We start from the raw sequence: 19,894 nt of genomic DNA on the forward strand, positions 1-19,894 counted from the left end.
TCACCCTAGCCCTCTCCCCAAGGGAGAGGGGACTGACCGAGGTGTTTGTTAGAGTTACGCCGACGTGAAATACCGAGTCGAACTCAAGTTTCGAAAAACACACAAATCGGCTCCCTTTCCCCCTCGCCCCATTGGGGAGAGGGCTGGGGTGAGGGGCTGGATTTGTGCAGCAACACACAAATACCGCCAAACAACAGGCATAAAAAAACCCCGCCTCTCTCGAGAGCGGGGCTTTTTCATTCAACAGCTACTCAAGCAAGCTCAAGCTCCGCCGTCGCCGCAGCAGGCACAACCGCCTGACCGCTCAACGCCACGTCGTTCAGCTCACGGTTGGCCACCGCATACATGGCGTAGTCGGTGCCGCTGGCGGCACGGATTTCCACCAGCATGGCGCGCCAGCGTTCGATCATGGCGTCGTTCTGCTTCATCCACAGTGCCAGACGGGTTTCCACGTCCGAATCACCGCCGCCCGCTTGCAGAACGGCGATGGTGATCGCGCGTTGCTGCCAGTCGACGTCGTCGCGGAACGCTTCACGGGCCAGGGCCTGCCAGTTGTTTTCAACCGGCAAGGCGCTGATCTGCGAGATGTACCAGGTGATGTCCAGCGCGCTGCCCACGGCGAAGTACGCCTTGGCCACTTCGGCTGGATCCTGGCCAGTCACGTCGGCCGCTTCGATGATCGGCAGCAGCGTATAGAGGTGGGTTGTGCCCGCCACCATACGCGCCAGCAGCTCCGGTACCCCGGCGGCTACGTAAGCCTGATAACGCTCTTGCCAGTTTTCACGGATTTCGCCGCTCAGCAGCTCATCCAGCTTCAGGCCCAGCTCTTTCAGGTGCGGACCGAAATGCGCGACGTCACGGGCAGCGTTCTGCTCGTTGCGGCGGGCACGCAGGAACCAGCGTGTAGCGCGACGGCCCAGACGCATCAGCTCGTCCATCAGCTCCAGTTGCACGTCAGCGGAGACCTGATAGTCCAGGGCTTCGATCTGACGGAACCAGTGCGGGAGGTGGAAGATATCGCGCACGATCACGTAAGCGCCTGCCACGTTCGCCGGGGTCATGCCGGTGGACTCTTTGAGCCTTTGAACGAAGGTGATGCCCATGTGGTTGACCAGATCGTTGGCGATCTGGGTGCTGACGATTTCGCGCTTCAGACGGTGACGGCGCATGGCATCGGCAAACTTGCTGACCAGGCTCGGCGGGAACGCGGTTTCCATGTCGCGGGTCAGGTAGTCGTCGTCCGGCACCAGCGAGTCCAGCAGCTGCTGCTTGAGGTCGATCTTGCTGTACGAGATCAGTACCGACAGTTCCGGACGCGTCAGGCCCTTGCCAGCCGCGGCGCGCTCGGTGAGCTGCTCCTCGGTCGGCAGGTACTCGATGGCGCGGTCCAGCTTGCCACGGCCTTCCAGATCGCTCATCAGGCGTTTGTACTCGGCAGCACGCTCGTAGGCACGGCGGGCAGCCAGGGACAGGGCCTGGGTCTGCTTGTAGTTGTTGCCCAGCACCAGACCACCGACTTCGTCGGTCATGCTCGCCAGCAACTGATCGCGTTGCTTGCCCGTCATGTCGCCGGCCTGAACCACTTCGTTCAGCAGGATCTTGATGTTCACTTCGTGGTCGGAGCAGTCCACGCCACCAGCGTTGTCGATGAAGTCGGTGTTGGAACCGCCGCCATTGAGACCGAATTCCACACGACCCAGTTGGGTCATGCCGAGGTTACCGCCCTCGCCCACCACTTTGCAGCGCAGTTCGTTGCCGTTCACGCGCAGTGCGTCGTTGGCCTTGTCGCCGACATCGGCGTGGCTTTCGGTGCTGGCTTTGACGTAGGTACCGATACCGCCGTTCCACAGCAGATCCACCGGCGCCTTGAGCAAGGCGTTCAGCAGTTCGGTCGGGGTCAGCTTGTCGGCCTGGATGTCGAAGCGCTCTTTCATCTGTGGCGAGATGGCAATGCTCTTCGCGCTGCGCGAGAAGATGCCGCCACCTTCGGACATGATGCTGGTGTCGTAGTCGGACCAGGCCGAACGCGGCAGGTCGAACATGCGCTGACGCTCGACGAAGCTGGTGGCCGGGTTCGGGTTCGGGTCGATGAAGATGTGCAGGTGGTTGAACGCGGCAACCAGTTGCAGCTTGTCGGACATCAACAGACCGTTACCGAATACGTCGCCGGCCATGTCGCCGATGCCGACCACGGTCACGCTGTCTTCCTGGACATTGATGCCGCGCTCGCGGAAGTGGCGCTGTACGCCGACCCACGCGCCTTTGGCGGTGATGCCCATTTTCTTGTGGTCGTAACCGGCCGAACCACCGGACGCAAACGCGTCACCCAGCCAGAAGCCGTAGTCGATGGCGATGCCGTTGGCGATGTCGGAGAAGGTTGCAGTGCCCTTGTCCGCCGCGACCACCAGGTACGGGTCATCGTCGTCATGACGCACGACGTTGGCCGGCGGTACCAGTTTGCCGTCCTTCAGGTTGTCGGTGATGTCCAACAGGCCCGAGATGAAGATGCGGTAGCAGGCGATGCCCTCGGCCGCGATCTCGTCACGGCTGCCGCCCAGTGGCAGGCGACGCGGCAGGAAGCCGCCCTTCGCACCCACCGGCACGATGACCGAGTTCTTCACTTGCTGGGCTTTTACCAGGCCCAGGACTTCGGTACGGAAGTCTTCTTCACGGTCGGACCAGCGCAGGCCGCCACGAGCGACGTTGCCGAAGCGCAGGTGCACGCCTTCGACGCGTGGCGAGTAAACGAAGATTTCGAACTTCGGAACAGGCTTCGGCAATTCAGGGATCAAGTGCGGGTTGAACTTGAAGCTGAAGTACGACTTGTTCTGGCCGTTGGCGTCGGTCTGGTAGAAGTTGGTGCGCAGGGTCGCTTTGATCAGGTCCAGGTAACGACGCAGGATGCGGTCTTCGTTAAGGACTTGAACGTCGTCCAGCGCGGTCAGGATCGCTTGTTCCAGGCGCTGTTGCTTGTCTTCCAGATCTTCGCTGCCCAGCTTGCGCGCCAGGTAGAAGCGGGTCTTGAACAACCGGGTCAGTTCGCGAGCGATATCTGTGTGGTTGTTCAGGGTGCTGGCGATGTAACCCAGGTCGAAGCCCAGACGGATCTGCTTCAGGTAACGGGCGTAAGCGCGCAGCAGCGCCACATCGCGCCATGGCAGACCGGCGGTCAGCACCAGACGGTTGAACGCATCGTTCTCGGCATCGCCACGGACGATGTGGACGAACGCGTCCTGCAGGGTGTCGTTGAGCTGCTGGATGTCGAGGTCCAGGCCTTCGGCAGCGGTGAACGCGAAGTCATGAATCCAGAACTCGCGGCCGTTGGTGTGACGCAGACGGTACGGGAATTCACCCAAGACGCGCAGGCCGAGGTTTTCCAGGATCGGCAAGACGTCGGACAGTGCCAGCGGGGTGTCGGCGTGGTACAGCTTGCAATGCAGCTCGCGCTGGCCGGAGACCTGGCCCAGCGGCTGATAGAAGCTCATCACCAGTGGATTTTTTTCGTTCAGGCTCAGCAGGTGCTGCATGTCGACCACGGCCGAATGCGCCGCGAAACGCTCGCGGTAACCAGCCGGGAAGCCTTTCGGGAAGTCTGCCAGCACGTTGGTGCCGTGGGCTTCGCCGAAGGTTTCAACGGTCAGGGCTGCGTAGTCGTCCTGCCAACTGCGGCAAGCCTGGATAACTTCGTTTTCCAGTTGCAGCGGGTCGATGTCGATGCGGTTTTTCGGGTCGACGCGCAGAATCAGTTGCACGCGGGCCAGCACGGACTCGGAGAAGAAGGTCCAGAATTCGCAGTCGGTCGCCTTCAGGCGCTCCATCAGTACTTGCTGGATTTTCTGGCGAACTTCGGTGGAGTAGATGTCACGCGGCACGTACGCCAGGCAGTAGCAGAAACGACCGTACGGGTCTTTGCGCAGAAACACGCGGATCTTGTTGCGTTCCTGGATCTGCACGATCGACATCACGGTGTTGAACAGTTCGTCGACCGGGGTCTGGAACAGGTCGTCACGCGGCAGCACTTCCAGGACCTGGGCCAGTTCCTTGCCCAGGTGAGCCTTGGCCTGGAAGCCGGAGCGACGCTCGATCTCTTCGACCTTGCGGCGGATGAACGGGATGACACGTACGCTTTCGCCATACACCGACGAGGTGTACAGGCCCATGAAGCGGTGTTCCTTGATGACTTTACCGTCGGCGTCGATTTCACGGATCGACACGTAGTCCGGGTAGGCCGGACGGTGTACGCGGCTCGGGTGTGCAGCCTTGGCGAACGACAGCAGCGTCGGTTCGCGCAGGTAGTTCACGGCGTAATCTTCGATGTGGCGGTCTTCGTTGGTCAGACCGGTGCGCAGCATCTTGGTCAGGCCGAGGAAGGAGTTCTGGTCGTATTCGATATGACCACCATCGGCCTGATCGACCACGGTGAACTCTTCGTAGCCGAGGAAGGTGAAGTGGTTGCCCACCAGCCATTCCAGGAAGCTCTTGATTTCGGTCTTCTCGTCGGCATCGACGGCGAATGCGCTGTGATCGAGCTTGGTGAGGATTTCCTGCACCTTGGCCTTCATCGGCTCGAAATCGGCGACCGCGACGCGGACTTCACCCAGAACCTGTTCCAGTTCCTTGCTCAGCACATTCAGTTCGGCCGCGTTGGCGCAACGGTCGATTTCCAGGTACATCAGCGACTCGTGCTGAATACCTTCGCCTGTGGTGCCCTTTGGCAGGATTTCCAGCAGCTCGCCCTTGCTGCCACGACGCACGCTGAGCACGGTGGTCTGCAGGGTGTGGATGCTGTAGCCGCGACGGTTCAGCTCGGTACGCACCGAGTCCACCAGAAATGGCAGGTCGTGGTGCAGCACTTCGACAGCGGTGTGGGTCGACTGCCAGCCGTGACGTTCGTAATCGGGGTTGTAGACGCGCACCTGCGGCTGCGCGTGATCGAAGCGCTCAAGCAGGCGCCACGCAGAAAGAGTACAGCCAGCGAGGTCGGAGAGGCGACGTTGGGTCAGCTCGTCCAGGGAAATGATGCCGAAGAATTGTTCAGCGAACAGCGCCACTTGTGGCAGTGCCTGTTCACTGATGTGCTGCGCCAGTGCCGCTTGCAGTTGGTGCTGGAAGTCGGCTTTGCTGGCTGCGGTGAAGAACGCCATCTGTGGTACTCCGCTTGGGCTTGTTATTGATGGAAAGCGTCGCGTGCAAAACCCCTTTCGGGGCGTTCCGTCGCCCTGTTCCTGAATCTCGGGCAGAGGAAACAGGGTGACAGGTGGGTGAAGCTGGACGAGACTCTCAGGTCACATTCACCTTCCATGAATGGGCATCTGCAAAAACGACTGTCCGGCGCCGCTCGCGGGGCCATGGCAATGCCTTTACGGGTGCACATCCGTTGCGCAGCTTAATGGGTGCGACAATGTGTCTGCTTGCGGTGCTGCGACATATTCGGTCATTGGCACGTAAACCAAGGCCGGGGCCTCGCTAAACACTAGCATTCATGGGGCAAAACGCCGGTCTGAATGCCCGTTTTTACGGTACAGACGTGCCAGGAATGACCATTGACCTGTGTCGCGTTCACGACACATGCTCTGACACTCTCACATGCATAAATTCCCGGGGGCTGGCAGAATCGCGCCCAAATGCGACCAACACGCCCGCCAAGTCAGGAATTCCCCATGCAAATGACCACCGCCCTTTTGATCGTCAACCCGTGCGACGACGAAGAAGACAACATGGCCATGCTCTGCTGCCACAGCGACAAGGGCGAAATGTTTCTGATGAGCCGCTATCCGGACGAGGATGAACTGGAGATCACCCTGGATGGCGAGCCTTCGACCCTCGACGGCGTGAAAGTCACCCTGACCAAGACCCTGCTGAAGATCGAAATTGCTGCAGCGGATGCCGATGCGTTGAACGGGGATGATGTGCTGGAAATCACCTACAACCCGGACATGGTGGATCTGGCCGAGGTCGAGGAGACCCTGAAGAACATTCTTGATGGTACTGGCACCTTTATCAGCCAGATTTGATGGCGTCTGCACTGGCCCTATCGCTGGCAAGCCAGCTCCCACAGGGGTACGCGTACTACAGTCAGAACGCGGTCACTGTGGGAGCTGGCTTGCCAGCGATAGGGCCCAAAAGAACACCGCACCTCCCCCGCCCTACAAATTTCCAACAATTGCCCCGGTCATTTCCCGCACTTTGCGCAAAATGCCGTTAGTCGCCACCCCCTGCGATGGATTAAAGTAACGCCCCCAGCCCCGGCGTTATCCGAACGCCTGTGGCCACCCTTTCCAGGAACAGTCATCGATGGAACATCGTGAAGCGCTGCTGGCGCTGCGAACCTTTCTTTCAACGCAGATTCTCGGCCAGGAAAAACTCATCGAGCGCTTGCTCATCGCCCTGCTAGCCGATGGCCACATGCTGGTCGAGGGCGCTCCGGGTCTGGCCAAGACCAAAGCGATCAAAGAGCTCGCCGAGGGCATCGAAGCCCAGTTCCATCGCATCCAGTTCACGCCTGACCTGTTGCCGGCCGACATCACCGGCACCGAGATCTATCGCCCGGAAACCGGCAGCTTCGTGTTCCAGCAAGGCCCGATCTTCCACAACCTGGTGCTGGCGGACGAAATCAACCGGGCCCCGGCCAAGGTGCAATCGGCGCTGCTCGAAGCCATGGCCGAACGTCAGGTCAGTGTCGGGCGCAGCACTTACGAGCTGTCGCCGCTGTTTCTGGTGATGGCCACCCAGAACCCGATCGAGCAGGAAGGCACGTACCCGCTGCCCGAAGCCCAGCTCGACCGCTTCCTGATGCACGTGAAAATCGGTTTCCCCGACGCTGCCGTCGAACGGCGGATCCTGCAACAGGCCCGGGGCGAAGCCCTGAACGGCGAAACCAAGCCCGAACGCCGGGTCAGCCAGCAGGCGATCTTCGCCGCCCGCAAGGAAATCCTCGGTCTGTACATGGCGGACGCCGTGGAGGAATACCTCGTGCAACTGGTCATGGCCACGCGTAACCCGGCCAAGTTCGACCCGGAAATGGCCGAGTGGATCGCCTACGGCGCCAGCCCGCGTGGCTCGATCGCCCTCGACCGCTGCGCCCGCGCCCACGCGTGGCTGGCCGGTCGCGATTTCGTCAGCCCGGAAGACATCCAGGCGGTGCTGTTCGACGTGTTGCGCCACCGCATCATTCTGTCGTTCGAGGCCGAAGCCGCCGGCATCGACCAGGATCGGGTGGTGCAACGGATTCTCGACGTCGTAGCCGTCGCTTGACCCCGATGAACGCCTCTCTGCCGTCCGAACCGGGCATCCGCATCAGCCTCGCCGAGCTGATCGAGATGCGTCACCGCGTGCGCGAAGTGCAGCTGTTTTCTACGCCGAGCCAGCGCAGCCCGCTGATCGGCCTGCACCACTCGAAATTCCGTGGTCGTGGTGTGGACTTCGATCAGGTGCGGGTCTACCAGGCCGGGGACGACGTGCGCACCATCGACTGGCGCGTCACCGCACGGACGCAGGAGCCGCACACCAAGCTGTTCCATGAAGAACGCGAACGGCCGATTTTCATCATGGTCGAGCAAAGCACGCGGCTGTTTTTCGGCTCCGGACTGATGTTCAAGTCGGTGCTCGCGGCGCAGGCTGCAGCGCTGATCGGCTGGGCCGCGCTGGGTCACAACGACCGGGTGGGCGGACTGGTGTTCGGCGACAACGAGCATTACGAGATCAAGCCGCGCCGCAGCAAGCAGAGTCTGCTGCAACTGCTCAACCGTCTGGTGAAAGTCAATCAGTCGCTGCACAGCGAGCGGGAGCCGGATCGCGATGCGTTTGGCGTGGCGCTGCGCCGGGCCCGCGAGGTGCTGCGACCGGGCAGTCTGGTGATCGTGATTTGTGACGAGCGCGCACTGAGCGACAGCGCCGAGCAGCAGTTGAGTCTGTTGTCGCGCCATTGCGATCTGCTGATGCTGCCGCTGTCCGATCCCCTGGACCACGCCCTGCCCGCCGCCGGACTGTTGAGGTTCGCCGAGCGCGGCGCGCAACTGGAACTCGACACACTGAATTTCGATCTGCGCCAGACCTACCGGGCCCAGGCTGAAGCGCGCATTGCCCGCTGGGAATTGCTCGCGCAGAAACTGCGGGTCTTGCTGATGCCCCTGAGCACCCAGAGCGAAATGGTCGAGCAGATGCGCGAGTTCCTTAACCCGCAGCGTCCGGGTAACGCTCGATGAACGGCCTCGAACAACTGCAACCGCTGATTTCTCCGCCACCGATCGCTTTCTGGCCGCCGGCTCCGGGCTGGTGGCTGCTGCTTCTGTTACTGCCGTTGATTGCCTTCGTGCTGTGGCGCCTGCGCCGTTTCATTCCGATCAAGAAAAAACCCGTCGTACGCGCCGAAATCCAGCTCGATCCGGTGCGCATTGCCGCGCTCGCAGAGCTGGCGCAAATGGTCAAACCCTACGACGGCGCACCGGCCGGAGCCTGGCTGCAGCAGCTCAACGGCCTGCTCAAGCGCCTGTGCCGCAACCATTACCCCTACAGCCAGAGTCATACCCTCAACGGGCGCAAGTGGCTGGCGTTCCTCGACAACCGTTGCCCTGCCGCCGGCCTGACCCGCTGGATGGTGCTGGTGGAAGGCGCCTACAAACCCGAGTGCAAACTCGACGACAAGGCCATCGCCGGCCTGACGCAAGCCGTCGACACCTGGATCCGCAAGCATGTTTGAGTTCGCCTGGCCGTGGATCTTTGTGCTGTTGCCGCTGCCGTGGCTGATGCGCCTCGTGCTGCCTGTCGCCGACAGTGGCGAGCCGGCATTGAAGGTGAGTTTCCTCGGGGACCTGGAAGGCCTCGCCCGTCGCCGCGCCCGGGCCAATCTACCGACATGGCGCCAGCAGGCGCCGTTCATGCTGCTATGGTTGTTTCTGTTGATCGCCGCCGCCCGCCCGCAATGGCTGGGCGAACCGTTGCCGATTGCCGCCAGTGGTCGCGATCTGCTGGTGGCGGTGGACGTGTCCGGCTCGATGGACTTTCCCGACATGCAGTGGAACGACGAAGACGTCAGTCGCCTTTCGCTCGTGCAGCATCTGCTCGGTGACTTTCTGGAAAGCCGCGATGGCGACCGGGTCGGTCTGATCCTGTTCGGCAGCCAGGCCTACCTGCAGGCGCCGCTGACGTTTGACCGGCGCACCGTGCGCGTGTGGCTCGACGAAGCGCGGATCGGCATCGCCGGCAAGAACACCGCGATTGGCGACGCGATCGGCCTGGCCCTGAAACGCCTGCGCATGCGCCCGGCGCAGAGCCGGGTGTTGATTCTGGTCACCGACGGCGCCAACAACGGCGGGGAAATTGATCCGCTGACCGCCGCCAGACTGGCCGCCAACGAAGGCGTGAAAATCTATCCGATCGGCATCGGTGCCGACCCTGAAGAAAGTGGTGCCACCGCCCTGCTTGGCGGCAATCCGACCCTCGACCTCGACGAGCCGGCACTCAAGGCCATCGCCGATGCCACCGGCGGCCGCTACTTCCGCGCCCGCGACGGCAAGGAGCTGCAAGCGATCAAGGACACTCTCGACCGACTGGAACCGGTGGCCCAGCAACCGACCCAGGCGCGCCCGGCCCAGGCGTTGTATCAATGGCCGTTGGCGCTCGCGTTGCTGTTGAGCATGTTGCTGGTTGCCCGCGAATTGTGGCCGGACAACCCGCTGCAACGACTGTTCACCAAGGAGCTGTATCTGCAAAGCCCCCTGCCTGACTGGCGCGAACGCCTCAAGCGCCTGCGTTTGCGGAGGCGTCGATGATCGCGCTCTGGCCGCACTGGTTTCGTCCCTGGTGGCTGCTGCTGTTGCCGCTGCTCGGCTGGTTGATCTGGCAGCTCTGGCATCGGCAGAAGCGCGCCGGACGCTGGCAGATGATTCTGCCGCCGGCGTTCCATGCCGCGTTGCTCAGTGGCGGCAGCGGCCGCGACAGCAAGTTGCCGTGGGTGGCGTTGGGCGTTGCGTGGTTGTTGACGATCCTGGCGCTGCTCGGCCCGAGCTGGGAACGGGTCGAACAGACCAGCCAGAAACCGGCCGACCCGCTGGTGGTCGTGCTGGAGCTGACCCCGGAAATGCTCGCCACCGACTCGCCGCCGACCCGTCTGGAACAGGCCCGGCGCAAGTTGTTCGATCTGCTCAAAGCACGCAGCGACGCGCAGACCGCCATCGTGGTTTACGCCGGCAGCGCCCACACGCTGGTGCCGCTGTCGGACGACCTGGCCACCAGTCGCAATCTGCTTGATGCGCTCAAGCCGTCGCTGATGCCGGAAAGCGGCCACCGCGCCGATCTTGCAGTGAGCAAGGCGCTGGCATTGCTCAAGCAAGGGGCGTTGGGTCAGGGGCGCATTCTGCTGATCGGTTCATCGCTCTCGGAAGAAGAACGCCAAGGCATTCGCCGCGCATTGAGCGGGCAATCGGCGCAATTGCTGATGCTCGGCATCGGCACCGCCGAGGGCGCGCCTATTGCTCAGGAAGACGGCAGTTTCCTCAAGGACGCACAGGGTGCGATCCGCGTGCCGCAACTCGACAGCCCAGGTCTTGGCGCCTTCCTCAACGCGGTGGGTGGCGAGTATCACAGTGCCAGGCTGGATGAATCGGACCTGCGCAGCCTCGGCCTGCTCGATGGCCCGCGCAGCCTGCGCAACGACGGCCAGACCCTGCGTCTCGACACCTGGGCCGATCAGGGTTACTGGCTGCTGTTGCCGCTCTTGCTGCTTGCCGCGTGCGCCGGGCGCCGTGGCTGGTTGTTCTGTCTGCCGCTGCTCTTTTGTCTGCCGCAACCGAGCTACGCTTTCAATTTCGAAGACCTGTGGCTGCGCCCCGACCAACAGGGTTTGCATCTGTTGAAACAGAAGCGCCCGGCCGAGGCCGCGCAACACTTCGAAGATCACCAGTGGCAAGGGCTGGCGTTGTACGAGGCCGGCGATTACAGTGGCGCCGCCGAGCGTTTCGCCGAAGGCAGCGATGCCCGCGCGCACTACAATCGAGGCAACGCACTGGCGAAAAGCGGTGAGCTGGAAGCGGCGATCGACGCCTATGAACAGGCTCTGGAATTGCAACCGGACTTGCGTCCGGCACTGACCAACAAGGCGCTGGTGGAAAACCTGCTCAAGCAGAAAAACGCCCCGCCGCCCGCCGAGCCCGAAAAGCAACCGGCACAACAGAACGTGCCGGGCGACGAACCACCGCCCGCGACCGCGCCGCCACCGGCAATCAAGAATGACACGCCCAGCGAGGCCCTGCCTGCGGAATCGGCCAGCGAACCACCGCCGACCACCCCGCCGCAACCGGGGCCCAACGAACTGCCGGACAGCGCCCCGGACACGGAGCCGCACACCAGCCCGACGCTGAGCCCCGGCGAGGACAACCTCGAAGGCGAGCAGCGCCAGGCGCTGGAGCAATGGCTCGGCAAGATTCCGGACGATCCGGGCGAACTGCTGCGACGCAAGTTCTGGTACGAACAGCAACAACATCAGGATCAGGAAAACACTCGATGACCCGTTTCACCGCCCTCTTGCTGCCCCTGCTGATCTGCACGGCCACCGCTCAGGCGGCCGAGCTGACGGCCAGTGTGGATCGCAGTCGCCTGAATTCCGGCGAGACGGTCGAACTCACCCTCGAATCCAACGATGTCACGCAGTTCGGCAAACCGGACCTGACCCCGCTCGAACCACTGTTCGAAGTGCGCGGCACGCGTCAGGTCAACCAGTTGAACACGCTCAACAACGAGAACCGCGCCACCACCCGCTGGATCATCACCCTGTTGCCGAAACAGAATGGCAGCGTTGAAATTCCGTCATTGAAACTGGGCGAAACCCAGAGCCAGCCGATCACCGTGCAGGTGGTCGAAAGCGACGTCCACGAAGAAAAGAATGTGCTTGATCCGGTGTTCATCGAGTCCAGCCTCGACCAGAGCAGCGTCTATGTGCAGGCCCAGGCCGTCCTGACCCTGCGCATCTACCATTCGGTGTCGCTGTACGACGACAGCAGCGTCACCCCGTTGCAGATCACCGATGCACGAGTCGAACAGCTGGGCGATACGCGCACCTACGAAAAAGACATCAACGGCGTGCGGCATGGCGTGATCGAAATGCGCTATGCGATCTTCCCGCAACACAGCGGCTTGCTGACCATCACCCCGCAGACATTCAGCGCCACACGGGTGGACACTCAGCCTGCCAAAGACGCCAACGCACAGGGGCCGAAACCAGGCAAAGTGTTGCGAGTGACGTCTACGGAAATCCCGCTGACGGTCAAACCCAAACCGCTCACTTATCCGGCCGATTCGCCGTGGCTGCCGGCCCGCAGCCTGAGCCTGAGCGAGAGCTGGAACCCGGAACCGGATCACACCCAGGTCGGCGACTCCCTGACCCGCAGCCTGACCCTCAAGGTCGAAGGCCTGGCCGGCTCGCAACTGCCCGCCCTGCCCGCCACCGAGGCCAACGGCCTGCGTCGCTATCCGGACCAACCGGTGCTGAACAATCAAAGCAGCGAGCGTGGCCTGATCGGCAGCCGTGAAGAGCGCGAGGCACTGGTGCCGAGCCGCAGCGGTTCGATCGAACTGCCGACCGTGGATGTGGTGTGGTGGAACACCTTTGAAGATCATCTGGAACACACGAGCCTGCCAGCGCGCACCCTGCAAGTGGTGAACAATCCGAGCCTGCAGGTCGACACCCCGGCCGGCAGCGCGCAATCCTTCAACACCACCGACAGCGAAGCACTCTGGTGGTGGAAACTCAGCACGCTGGTTCTGGCGTGCACCACCCTGCTCGGCTTCGGTCTGTGGTGGCGCGCCCGCTGGCAACCGGCAATCCTTCGCGCCGCGCAAACCGGCCCGAGCCCGCGCACCCTGCTCGACGACATCAAACGCGCAAGCCAGGCCAACGACCCCCACGCCACCCGCCAGGCCCTCGACGCCTGGGCCCGTCAGCAGCCGGAGACTCTGGCGGATATGGCTGCGCGTTTTGTGCCGCTGTCGGATGCGCTCGATGGGCTGAACGGCGCGCTGTACAGCGAGACCGGGCAGCATTGGCAGGGAGAGGATCTGTGGCGGGCGATCCGCACGATTCCGACGGCGGAGCGGGTGCAGGATCCAGTTGGGGACAGCGGATTGCCGCCGCTTTATCCGAAGTAGTTGCAGTTCAATAGAAGCTTTTGCCCGTAAACTCTCTTCTTTTTTCGCCGCGTTTTTTCCTGCGGCCATCACCTCTTTATATTGCGGAGTCAGCCTTGCGTCTGTTTCACACCTCCGACTGGCACCTTGGGCAGAACCTGCACGGCCAGGAGCGCGATTTCGAGCACGCCTGTTTTCTCGAGTGGCTGCTGCGTCAATTGAAGCTGGCGCAGCCGGACGTGCTGCTGATTGCCGGCGACATCTTCGACACGGTCAATCCACCGGTCAAAGCCCAGGAACGCCTCTACGATTTCATCGTCAGCGCCCACGAACAGCAGCCGTTGCTGACCATCGTGATGATCGCCGGCAACCACGACTCCGGCTCGCGGATCGAACTGCCCGCGCCGTTGATGCGGCGTTTGCGCACCCATGCGTTGGGCCGGGTGATGTGGCTGGACGATGGCCAGCTCGATTCAGAACGTCTGTTGTTGCCGCTGCCGAATGCGTCCGGCGAGATCGCCGCGTGGTGCCTGGCGCTGCCGTTCCTGCGCCCGGCCGAGGTGACCGGCGCGCATTTGGGTGACAACTATCTGCGCGGCATTGGTCAGGTGCATGAATGGTTGATCGAAGCGGCCAACGCCAAGCGCCAGCCGGGCCAGGCGCTGGTTGCCATCAGTCATGCGCACATGGCCGGCGGTTCGGTGTCGGAAGACTCCGAACGCAGCCTGATCATCGGCAACGCCGAAGCCCTGCCCGCCAGCCTGTTCGGGTCGAGCATCAGTTATGTCGCGCTCGGGCATTTGCACAAGCCGCAGAAGGTCAACGGTGAAGAACGAATTCGCTACAGCGGCTCGCCGATCCCGTTATCGTTTTCGGAAATCAGTTATCAGCACCAGATTCTCGATGTCGTCCTGGACGGCGAAACCCTGGTCAGCGTCGAGCCGATACTGATCCCCCGTTCGGTCAATCTGCAACGCCTCGGCCCTGCGCCGCTGGCGCAAATCCTGCTGCAACTGGCCGATCTGCCGAACATCGATCTGCTGGCCGAAACCCAGCGCCAGCCGTGGCTGGAAGTGCGCGTGACCCTCGACGAGCCGCAACCGGATCTGCGCCATCAGGTCGAAAGCGCCCTGCAAGGCAAGGCTGTGCGACTGGTACGAATCGCCGCCGAATATGCCGGCAACCGTGGCGCTGACGGCGCCGAGGACGGCAGTGTGTTGATCGAACTGGACCAGCTCACACCGCAGCAATTATTCAGCCGTGCCTGGCTCGACAATTACGGCAGCGAAGTCGACGAGCAAACCCTCAAGGACTTCGCCGAACTGCTGCAAGACGTACAAATGGAGGGCGAGCAGCCATGAAGATTCTCGCCATTCGCTTGAAGAACCTCGCTTCGCTGGCGGGCCCGTTCGAGATCGACTTCACCGCTGAACCGCTGGCCAGCGCCGGACTGTTCGCCATCACCGGCCCCACCGGCGCCGGTAAAAGCACCTTGCTCGATGCCCTGTGCCTGGCGCTGTTCGGCGCCGTGCCGCGCCTGAACAACACCGGGCGTGACGCCAAGGTGCCGGACGCCGACGGCGAAATCGCCACCGGCGACCCGCGCACCCTGCTGCGTCGTGGTACGGGCGAAGGTTTTGCCGAGGTGGATTTTGTCGGCGTCGACGGCCGTCGCTACCGCGCACGCTGGGAAGCCAACCGCGCCCGGGAAAAAGCCGGCGGCAAGTTGCAGGCCAGCCGTCAAAGCCTGCGTGACATCGATCAGGATCAACTGCTCGCCAGCCAGAAAGGCGAGTACAAGGTTCAGCTCGAAGCCGCACTGGGCCTGAACTTCGAACAGTTCACCCGCGCCGTGCTGCTGGCCCAGAGCGAATTCAGCGCCTTCCTCAAGGCCGACGACAACGACCGCAGCGAACTGCTGGAAAAACTCACCGACACCGCGCTCTACACCCGCCTCGGCCGTCGCGCGTTCGACAAGACCAAAGAGGCTCGCGAGGCCCACAAGCAGTTGCAGGATCAGGCCACCGGTGTGACCCCGCTGCCGCCCGAAGCCCGCGCCGAACTCGACCAGCGCTTCAACGCTGCCCAACAGCAATTGAAGTTGCAGCAGGCCCAGCTCAAACAGCTTGAGCAACAACACACCTGGCTCAAGGATCTGCACCTGTTGCAGGACGCCCGACAAGCGGCGGCCGAGCAGTTGCAGAGCGCTGAACACGAACGCCAAGCGCTGGCCGGCGAACGCCTGCGACTGACGCACCTTGAACAGCTCGCCCCGCAACGGCATCAGTTTGCGCGCAAGGCTGAAATCGATGCCTTGCTGATGCCGCTGACGGCGCAGATCAGCTCACATACGCTGCAACAAGGCGAGCTGACTGAGCGCCAGACGCAACTTGAACAAGACCTCGGTGCTGCACAAATCGCCCTGACCGAAGCGCAGAAGCAACAGAGCGAAAGTGCACCGTTGCTGCGTCAGGCTTTCGATGAGCAAAGCACCCTCGCCCGTCTGGCCGGGGATGTCGCCTCCGGCACTGAAGCCAAGCAGGCCGCCGAACAGGCCTGCGCCCAGGGCCAGAGCACAATCCAGGCCCTGCTCGATCAGCAAACGCAGGTCGCCGAGCGCCTGCAACGAATCGCCGCCGATCTGGAGCAAAGCACTCATCTGGCACCGTTGAGCGAAGCCTGGAATGCCTACCGCGACCGCTTGCAGCAATTGATGCTGATTGGCAACCGGCTGAACAAGGGCGAAAGCGAACTGGCGAATCTCGAACAGAACGCCGCCCGTGCCACCGAAGAACTGGCCACACAAAAGCAGCAACTCGAAGTGCTGTTCAAGGAGGCCGGCGCCGAGCCGGATGCCGTCGCCGAGCAGATTGGCATCCTGGGCACTCTGTTGCAGGACAACCGCAAACAGCTGCGCGCCGTCGAAGAGCTGACGCGCCTTTGGGCCAGTCAGCAGGAACTGGACAAACGCAGTGCCGAGTTGCAACAGCGTCAGCTCGATGCGCAACAGGAGCGCGAGCGCCTGACTCAGGACGGGGTGAAAACCAAGTCCGAACTGACGGTCGCCGAGCACACCCTCAGCGTCACTCGTGAGCTGCTCGAACGCCAGCGTCTGGCCCGCAGCGCCAGTGTCGAAGAGCTGCGCGCGCAATTGCAGGACGACCAGCCGTGCCCGGTGTGCGGCAGCAACGAACATCCGTATCACCAGCCGCAAGCCCTGCTGCAGAGCCTCGGCCGTCATGATGAAAGCGAGCAGGCCAACGCGCAGCAAGCGGTCGATCAACTGAAGGAAAAACTCACCGAACTGCGTACCAGTGTCGGTGGTGTCATTGCTCAACAAAAAGAGTTGCTGCAACAGCAGGAACAACTGGCGGCACAACAGCTGGCGCTGACGCCGAGCATCGAGGCTCATCCGCTGGCAGCGCAGTTGCTCAATCAGGACAGCGACAAACGCGCTGCCTGGCTGACTCGCCAGAACGATCAGCTGAACCAGAGCATCACCCAGGACGAACAGCGCCAGACCGCCTTGCTCACACTGCAACAGGACGCGGCGCGCCTGACCCAGCAATTGCGTCACGCCGAAACCGCGCATCAGCAAGCAACCCAGCACCTGAACAATCAGCAGCGCGAGTTGAGCGCTGACCGGCAGCGTCTGGACGAAGAACTGGCAGCCTTCGCCACGCTGCTGCCCGCCGAGACTCACGAAGCCCTGCGCGCCGAACCGGCCGAGACCTTCATGCAACTTGACCGGCAGATCGCTGAGCGTCTGGCGCAAGTCGATCAGCAAAAGGAAGAGCTGGCCGAACAGCAACAACGCCAGCAGACGCTTGAAAAGGAACAGGATCGCCAGCAAAGCCGCGTGCAGCAACTGCAAACCGCAGAGCAACAGCTCAACGCACTGACCGCTCAGCAACAGGCCAGCCAAGAGAAACTCACGCAGTTGCTGGGCGATCACAACCGCGCCGAACACTGGCAGCAGCAACTGGAACAGGCTGTGGAACAGGCACGCAACGCCGAATCCACCACGACTCAGGCACTGCAAAGTGTACGCACGCAGCTTGTGCAAATGGCCGCCGAGCTCAAAGCGCAGCAGGAACGCGTGCTAGCGCTGGAAACCGAAGAGCGTGATCTGGCCGGCAAGATTGCCGACTGGCGCGCTCGCCACCCGGAACTGGATGACGGCGGCCTGGAAGATCTGTTGCGGATCGATGAGGCGCAGGTCGGCGAGCTGCGCGAGCGTTTGCAGCGCAACGAAAAGGCCCTGGAACATGCCAAAGTGCTGTTGCAGGAACGTGATCGCCAGTTGCTCGAACATCAAGCGCAGCACAACGGCAACCTCGACGCCGAACAACTCGCCGCGGCCCTCGCCGATTTGCAGAACCAGTGCAGCGCGAGCGAACAGCGCTGCGCCGAACTGCGTGCCGAGCAAGTCGAAGATCAGCGCCGGCAGAACGCCAACTCCGCGCTGGCGCAGCAGATCGCCGACGCCAATGCCGAGTATCAACGCTGGGCACGACTCAATGCACTGATCGGCTCGGCCACCGGCGACACCTTCCGCAAGATCGCCCAGGCCTACAACCTCGACCTGCTGGTGCATCACGCCAACGTGCAGCTGCGGCAACTGGTCAAGCGCTATCGCCTCAAGCGCGGCGGCAGCATGCTGGGTCTGCTGGTGATGGACACGGAAATGGGCGACGAACTGCGCTCGGTGCATTCGCTTTCCGGCGGCGAAACCTTCCTGGTGTCGCTGGCCCTCGCACTGGGTCTGGCCTCGATGGCGTCGAGCACGCTGAAGATCGAATCGCTGTTCATCGACGAAGGTTTCGGCAGCCTCGATCCGGAATCCCTGCAGCTGGCCATGGATGCCCTCGACGGCTTGCAGGCTCAGGGCCGCAAGGTCGCGGTGATTTCCCACGTGCAGGAAATGCATGAGCGGATTCCGGTACAGATTCAGGTGCAGCGCCAGGGCAATGGTTTGAGCACGCTGGAGGTGAAATGAACACGCTGTATTCCTTCCGCCGCTGCCCGTACGCGATGCGGGCGCGGATGGCCCTGCGGTATTCGGGTGTGCCGGTTGAGATCGTCGAAGTCAGCCTCAAGGCCAAACCGGCCGAGATGCTGGCGATCTCGCCCAAGGGCACGGTGCCAGTGCTGGACGCGGGTGGTCAGGTGATCGATGAAAGCCTGGAGATCATGCGCTGGGCGCTGGCGCAGAATGATCCGGATGACTGGTTGCTGGGTGGCGATTCAAGGATCGCCGAGTTGATCGAAGCCAACGATCAAGTGTTCAAGGTGCACCTGAATCGCTACAAGTACGCCGAGCGTTATCCGGAACAGTCGATGGAGGTTTATCGGGCGGAAGGTGCTCTGTTCTTGCAGAAACTGGATGAGTTGCTCGAGGGTCGCGATTACTTGCTGGCCGGGCATCCGAGCCTGGCCGATATCGCGCTGTTGCCGTTCGTTCGCCAGTTCGCCCATGTTGATCGTGACTGGTTTGCGGCAACGCCTTATGAGCGATTGCAGGCGTGGTTACAGCGCTTTCTTGAGTCGGATCTGTTTACCGCCATCATGAAAAAGTAAGCACCTTACGCCAGCACCTGGCACATGCCGATGGCCGAGCAATCCACTTGGAACGGTCCGAGAAAACTGGCTTCGGTTTTCACCGGTGGATTGCCGGCCAGCAGCCCCAATGCATTGGCCCGTTCGATATTGTGCGCGATGGTGTGGTTGGCCTCTATGGCCCGGGCCAGTCCGCCGACTGAACCCTGACCGAACCCCAACAGGGACGCGCCATTGGTCATGATCGCCAGACCGGCGATGATCCAGAATCTGTAGCCTTTCATGCTCCGACGGCTCCTGCGAGTTCAACTGAATCCGCCGCTGCGCTTTGCGAGCGCAGTTCGAACTGGACGCCGGGATGCGCGACCTGGATCGGGGCTTCCAGGCTGTGTTGCGATTGGGACGCGAGGCTGACGAACAGCACCATGACCAGGTACAGACCGATGGCCACGTAGGCGCCGCGTTTGGCGGAAGTGATGATTGAAGTGGCCATGATGTGTGCTCCGTGGACAATGTTTCGAGGTCCACAGAATCGATCAAAAAAGCCGGGGTAACCACTCAGGGATTGGCATAGTAACCATCAGCTTCGTTGATTATTTAGCCGATCTATCTCGTCGTTCGAAAATAGCTATCGTCGGTCGCTGCGCAGGCAAAAAACTGCCCAAGGCTGCGATCTTTTGATTTTGCTTTTGGGAAACAAGATCAAAGGATCGCAGCCTTGGGCAGTTCCAGGGCGTGACGGAAATTTCAGTGTTGAGCTTTGTGATCCAGCGCGGCGTAGAAGTTCGCGCTTTGTTGCAGGTATTTCTGGGTGTAGCTCTGGGTGTGGGATTTTTTATCGCTGATTTCAACGTTGGCGCTGGCTGGCAGAGCCACGGTGGCGGAGATGGCGGAAGCGGCGATGATCGAGAAGAGATTGAAGTTCATGGCGGTAACCCTCGTGTTCAGTTGGCTTGCTTGCCCGGTTGGGCCGTGGAGCAAACTTAACGCTCGGGGGTTGCTGCGTTGAAATGCTTTGTAGCAGTAGCAGATATCAACGGGATTGATAACGCGCCACCGAAGCATGCGCTCTCTGGATGAAAACCACGGGCAACCAGCGCACGCACCAATACGGTGCGAAATAAAGAATCATGAAAATAAATTCATAAATGCGACATCAAACGTCTTTATCACGACAAATTTATATCAGTATAATTCCTGCGCTTTTTTTCTGGCC

The 19,894-nt window shown here is 61.9% G+C and carries 14 protein-coding genes; 10 read left to right on the top strand and 4 right to left on the bottom strand.

The annotated features are described in order from the left end of the window. Positions 1 to 251 precede the first annotated feature (251 nt). A complete protein-coding gene (locus ACSPX5_RS11060; RefSeq protein ID WP_323160335.1) occupies positions 252 to 5,144 on the bottom strand; it encodes an NAD-glutamate dehydrogenase in 4,893 nt (1,630 codons plus the stop codon). A 516-nt stretch (positions 5,145 to 5,660) separates the two neighbouring features. Between ACSPX5_RS11060 and ACSPX5_RS11065 the strand changes: the two genes are divergently transcribed. The 10 genes from ACSPX5_RS11065 to ACSPX5_RS11110 all read left to right on the top strand — a co-directional run bounded on the left by ACSPX5_RS11065 (position 5,661) and on the right by ACSPX5_RS11110 (position 18,699). Further along, positions 5,661 to 6,014 (top strand): hypothetical protein, encoded by a 354-nt coding sequence (locus tag ACSPX5_RS11065; RefSeq protein WP_085711311.1) that lies wholly within the window; start codon positions 5,661 to 5,663, stop codon positions 6,012 to 6,014. A gap of 280 nt (positions 6,015 to 6,294) precedes the next feature. Beyond that, positions 6,295 to 7,254 carry an AAA family ATPase gene (locus ACSPX5_RS11070; RefSeq protein WP_007913915.1) on the top strand — a complete coding sequence of 320 codons (960 nt, stop codon included), beginning with the start codon at positions 6,295 to 6,297 and terminating at the stop codon, positions 7,252 to 7,254. A gap of 5 nt (positions 7,255 to 7,259) precedes the next feature. Next, a complete protein-coding gene (locus ACSPX5_RS11075; RefSeq protein WP_134826462.1) occupies positions 7,260 to 8,204 on the top strand; it encodes a DUF58 domain-containing protein in 945 nt (314 codons plus the stop codon). Next, entirely contained in the window at positions 8,201 to 8,698 is a 498-nt protein-coding gene (locus tag ACSPX5_RS11080) for a DUF4381 domain-containing protein (protein ID WP_169430677.1), read from the top strand. The genes ACSPX5_RS11075 and ACSPX5_RS11080 overlap by 4 nt, the downstream gene beginning before the upstream one ends. Continuing rightward, complete coding sequence (locus tag ACSPX5_RS11085; protein WP_169430678.1) at positions 8,691 to 9,770, top strand: vWA domain-containing protein; 1,080 nt, start codon at positions 8,691 to 8,693, stop codon at positions 9,768 to 9,770. The genes ACSPX5_RS11080 and ACSPX5_RS11085 overlap by 8 nt, the downstream gene beginning before the upstream one ends. After that, positions 9,767 to 11,503 (top strand): tetratricopeptide repeat protein, encoded by a 1,737-nt coding sequence (locus ACSPX5_RS11090; RefSeq protein ID WP_439821702.1) that lies wholly within the window; start codon positions 9,767 to 9,769, stop codon positions 11,501 to 11,503. Before ACSPX5_RS11085 ends, ACSPX5_RS11090 begins: the two co-directional genes overlap by 4 nt. After that, positions 11,500 to 13,140: a BatD family protein gene (locus tag ACSPX5_RS11095; protein WP_439821703.1), complete on the top strand. Its 1,641-nt coding sequence runs from the start codon at positions 11,500 to 11,502 to the stop codon at positions 13,138 to 13,140. The genes ACSPX5_RS11090 and ACSPX5_RS11095 overlap by 4 nt, the downstream gene beginning before the upstream one ends. Positions 13,141 to 13,235: 95 nt before the next feature. Beyond that, complete coding sequence (locus ACSPX5_RS11100) at positions 13,236 to 14,480, top strand: exonuclease SbcCD subunit D C-terminal domain-containing protein (protein WP_439821704.1); 1,245 nt, start codon at positions 13,236 to 13,238, stop codon at positions 14,478 to 14,480. Then, entirely contained in the window at positions 14,477 to 18,118 is a 3,642-nt protein-coding gene (locus ACSPX5_RS11105) for an AAA family ATPase (protein WP_439821705.1), read from the top strand. Before ACSPX5_RS11100 ends, ACSPX5_RS11105 begins: the two co-directional genes overlap by 4 nt. Next, positions 18,115 to 18,699 carry a glutathione S-transferase gene (locus tag ACSPX5_RS11110; RefSeq protein WP_439821706.1) on the top strand — a complete coding sequence of 195 codons (585 nt, stop codon included), beginning with the start codon at positions 18,115 to 18,117 and terminating at the stop codon, positions 18,697 to 18,699. Before ACSPX5_RS11105 ends, ACSPX5_RS11110 begins: the two co-directional genes overlap by 4 nt. A 5-nt stretch (positions 18,700 to 18,704) precedes the next feature. Here the strand turns inward: ACSPX5_RS11110 and ACSPX5_RS11115 are convergent, their stop codons facing one another. The 3 genes from ACSPX5_RS11115 to ACSPX5_RS11125 all read right to left on the bottom strand — a co-directional run bounded on the left by ACSPX5_RS11115 (position 18,705) and on the right by ACSPX5_RS11125 (position 19,605). After that, positions 18,705 to 18,962 (bottom strand): hypothetical protein, encoded by a 258-nt coding sequence (locus tag ACSPX5_RS11115; RefSeq protein ID WP_169430684.1) that lies wholly within the window; start codon positions 18,960 to 18,962, stop codon positions 18,705 to 18,707. Then, positions 18,959 to 19,171 carry a hypothetical protein gene (locus tag ACSPX5_RS11120; protein ID WP_169430685.1) on the bottom strand — a complete coding sequence of 71 codons (213 nt, stop codon included), beginning with the start codon at positions 19,169 to 19,171 and terminating at the stop codon, positions 18,959 to 18,961. The genes ACSPX5_RS11115 and ACSPX5_RS11120 overlap by 4 nt, the downstream gene beginning before the upstream one ends. A 254-nt stretch (positions 19,172 to 19,425) precedes the next feature. Then, complete coding sequence (locus ACSPX5_RS11125; protein WP_011334602.1) at positions 19,426 to 19,605, bottom strand: hypothetical protein; 180 nt, start codon at positions 19,603 to 19,605, stop codon at positions 19,426 to 19,428. Positions 19,606 to 19,894 lie beyond the last annotated feature (289 nt).

It is taken from the genome of Pseudomonas sp. HLG18 (genome assembly GCF_051903985.1).
Taxonomy (GTDB): domain Bacteria; phylum Pseudomonadota; class Gammaproteobacteria; order Pseudomonadales; family Pseudomonadaceae; genus Aquipseudomonas; species Aquipseudomonas fluorescens_BT.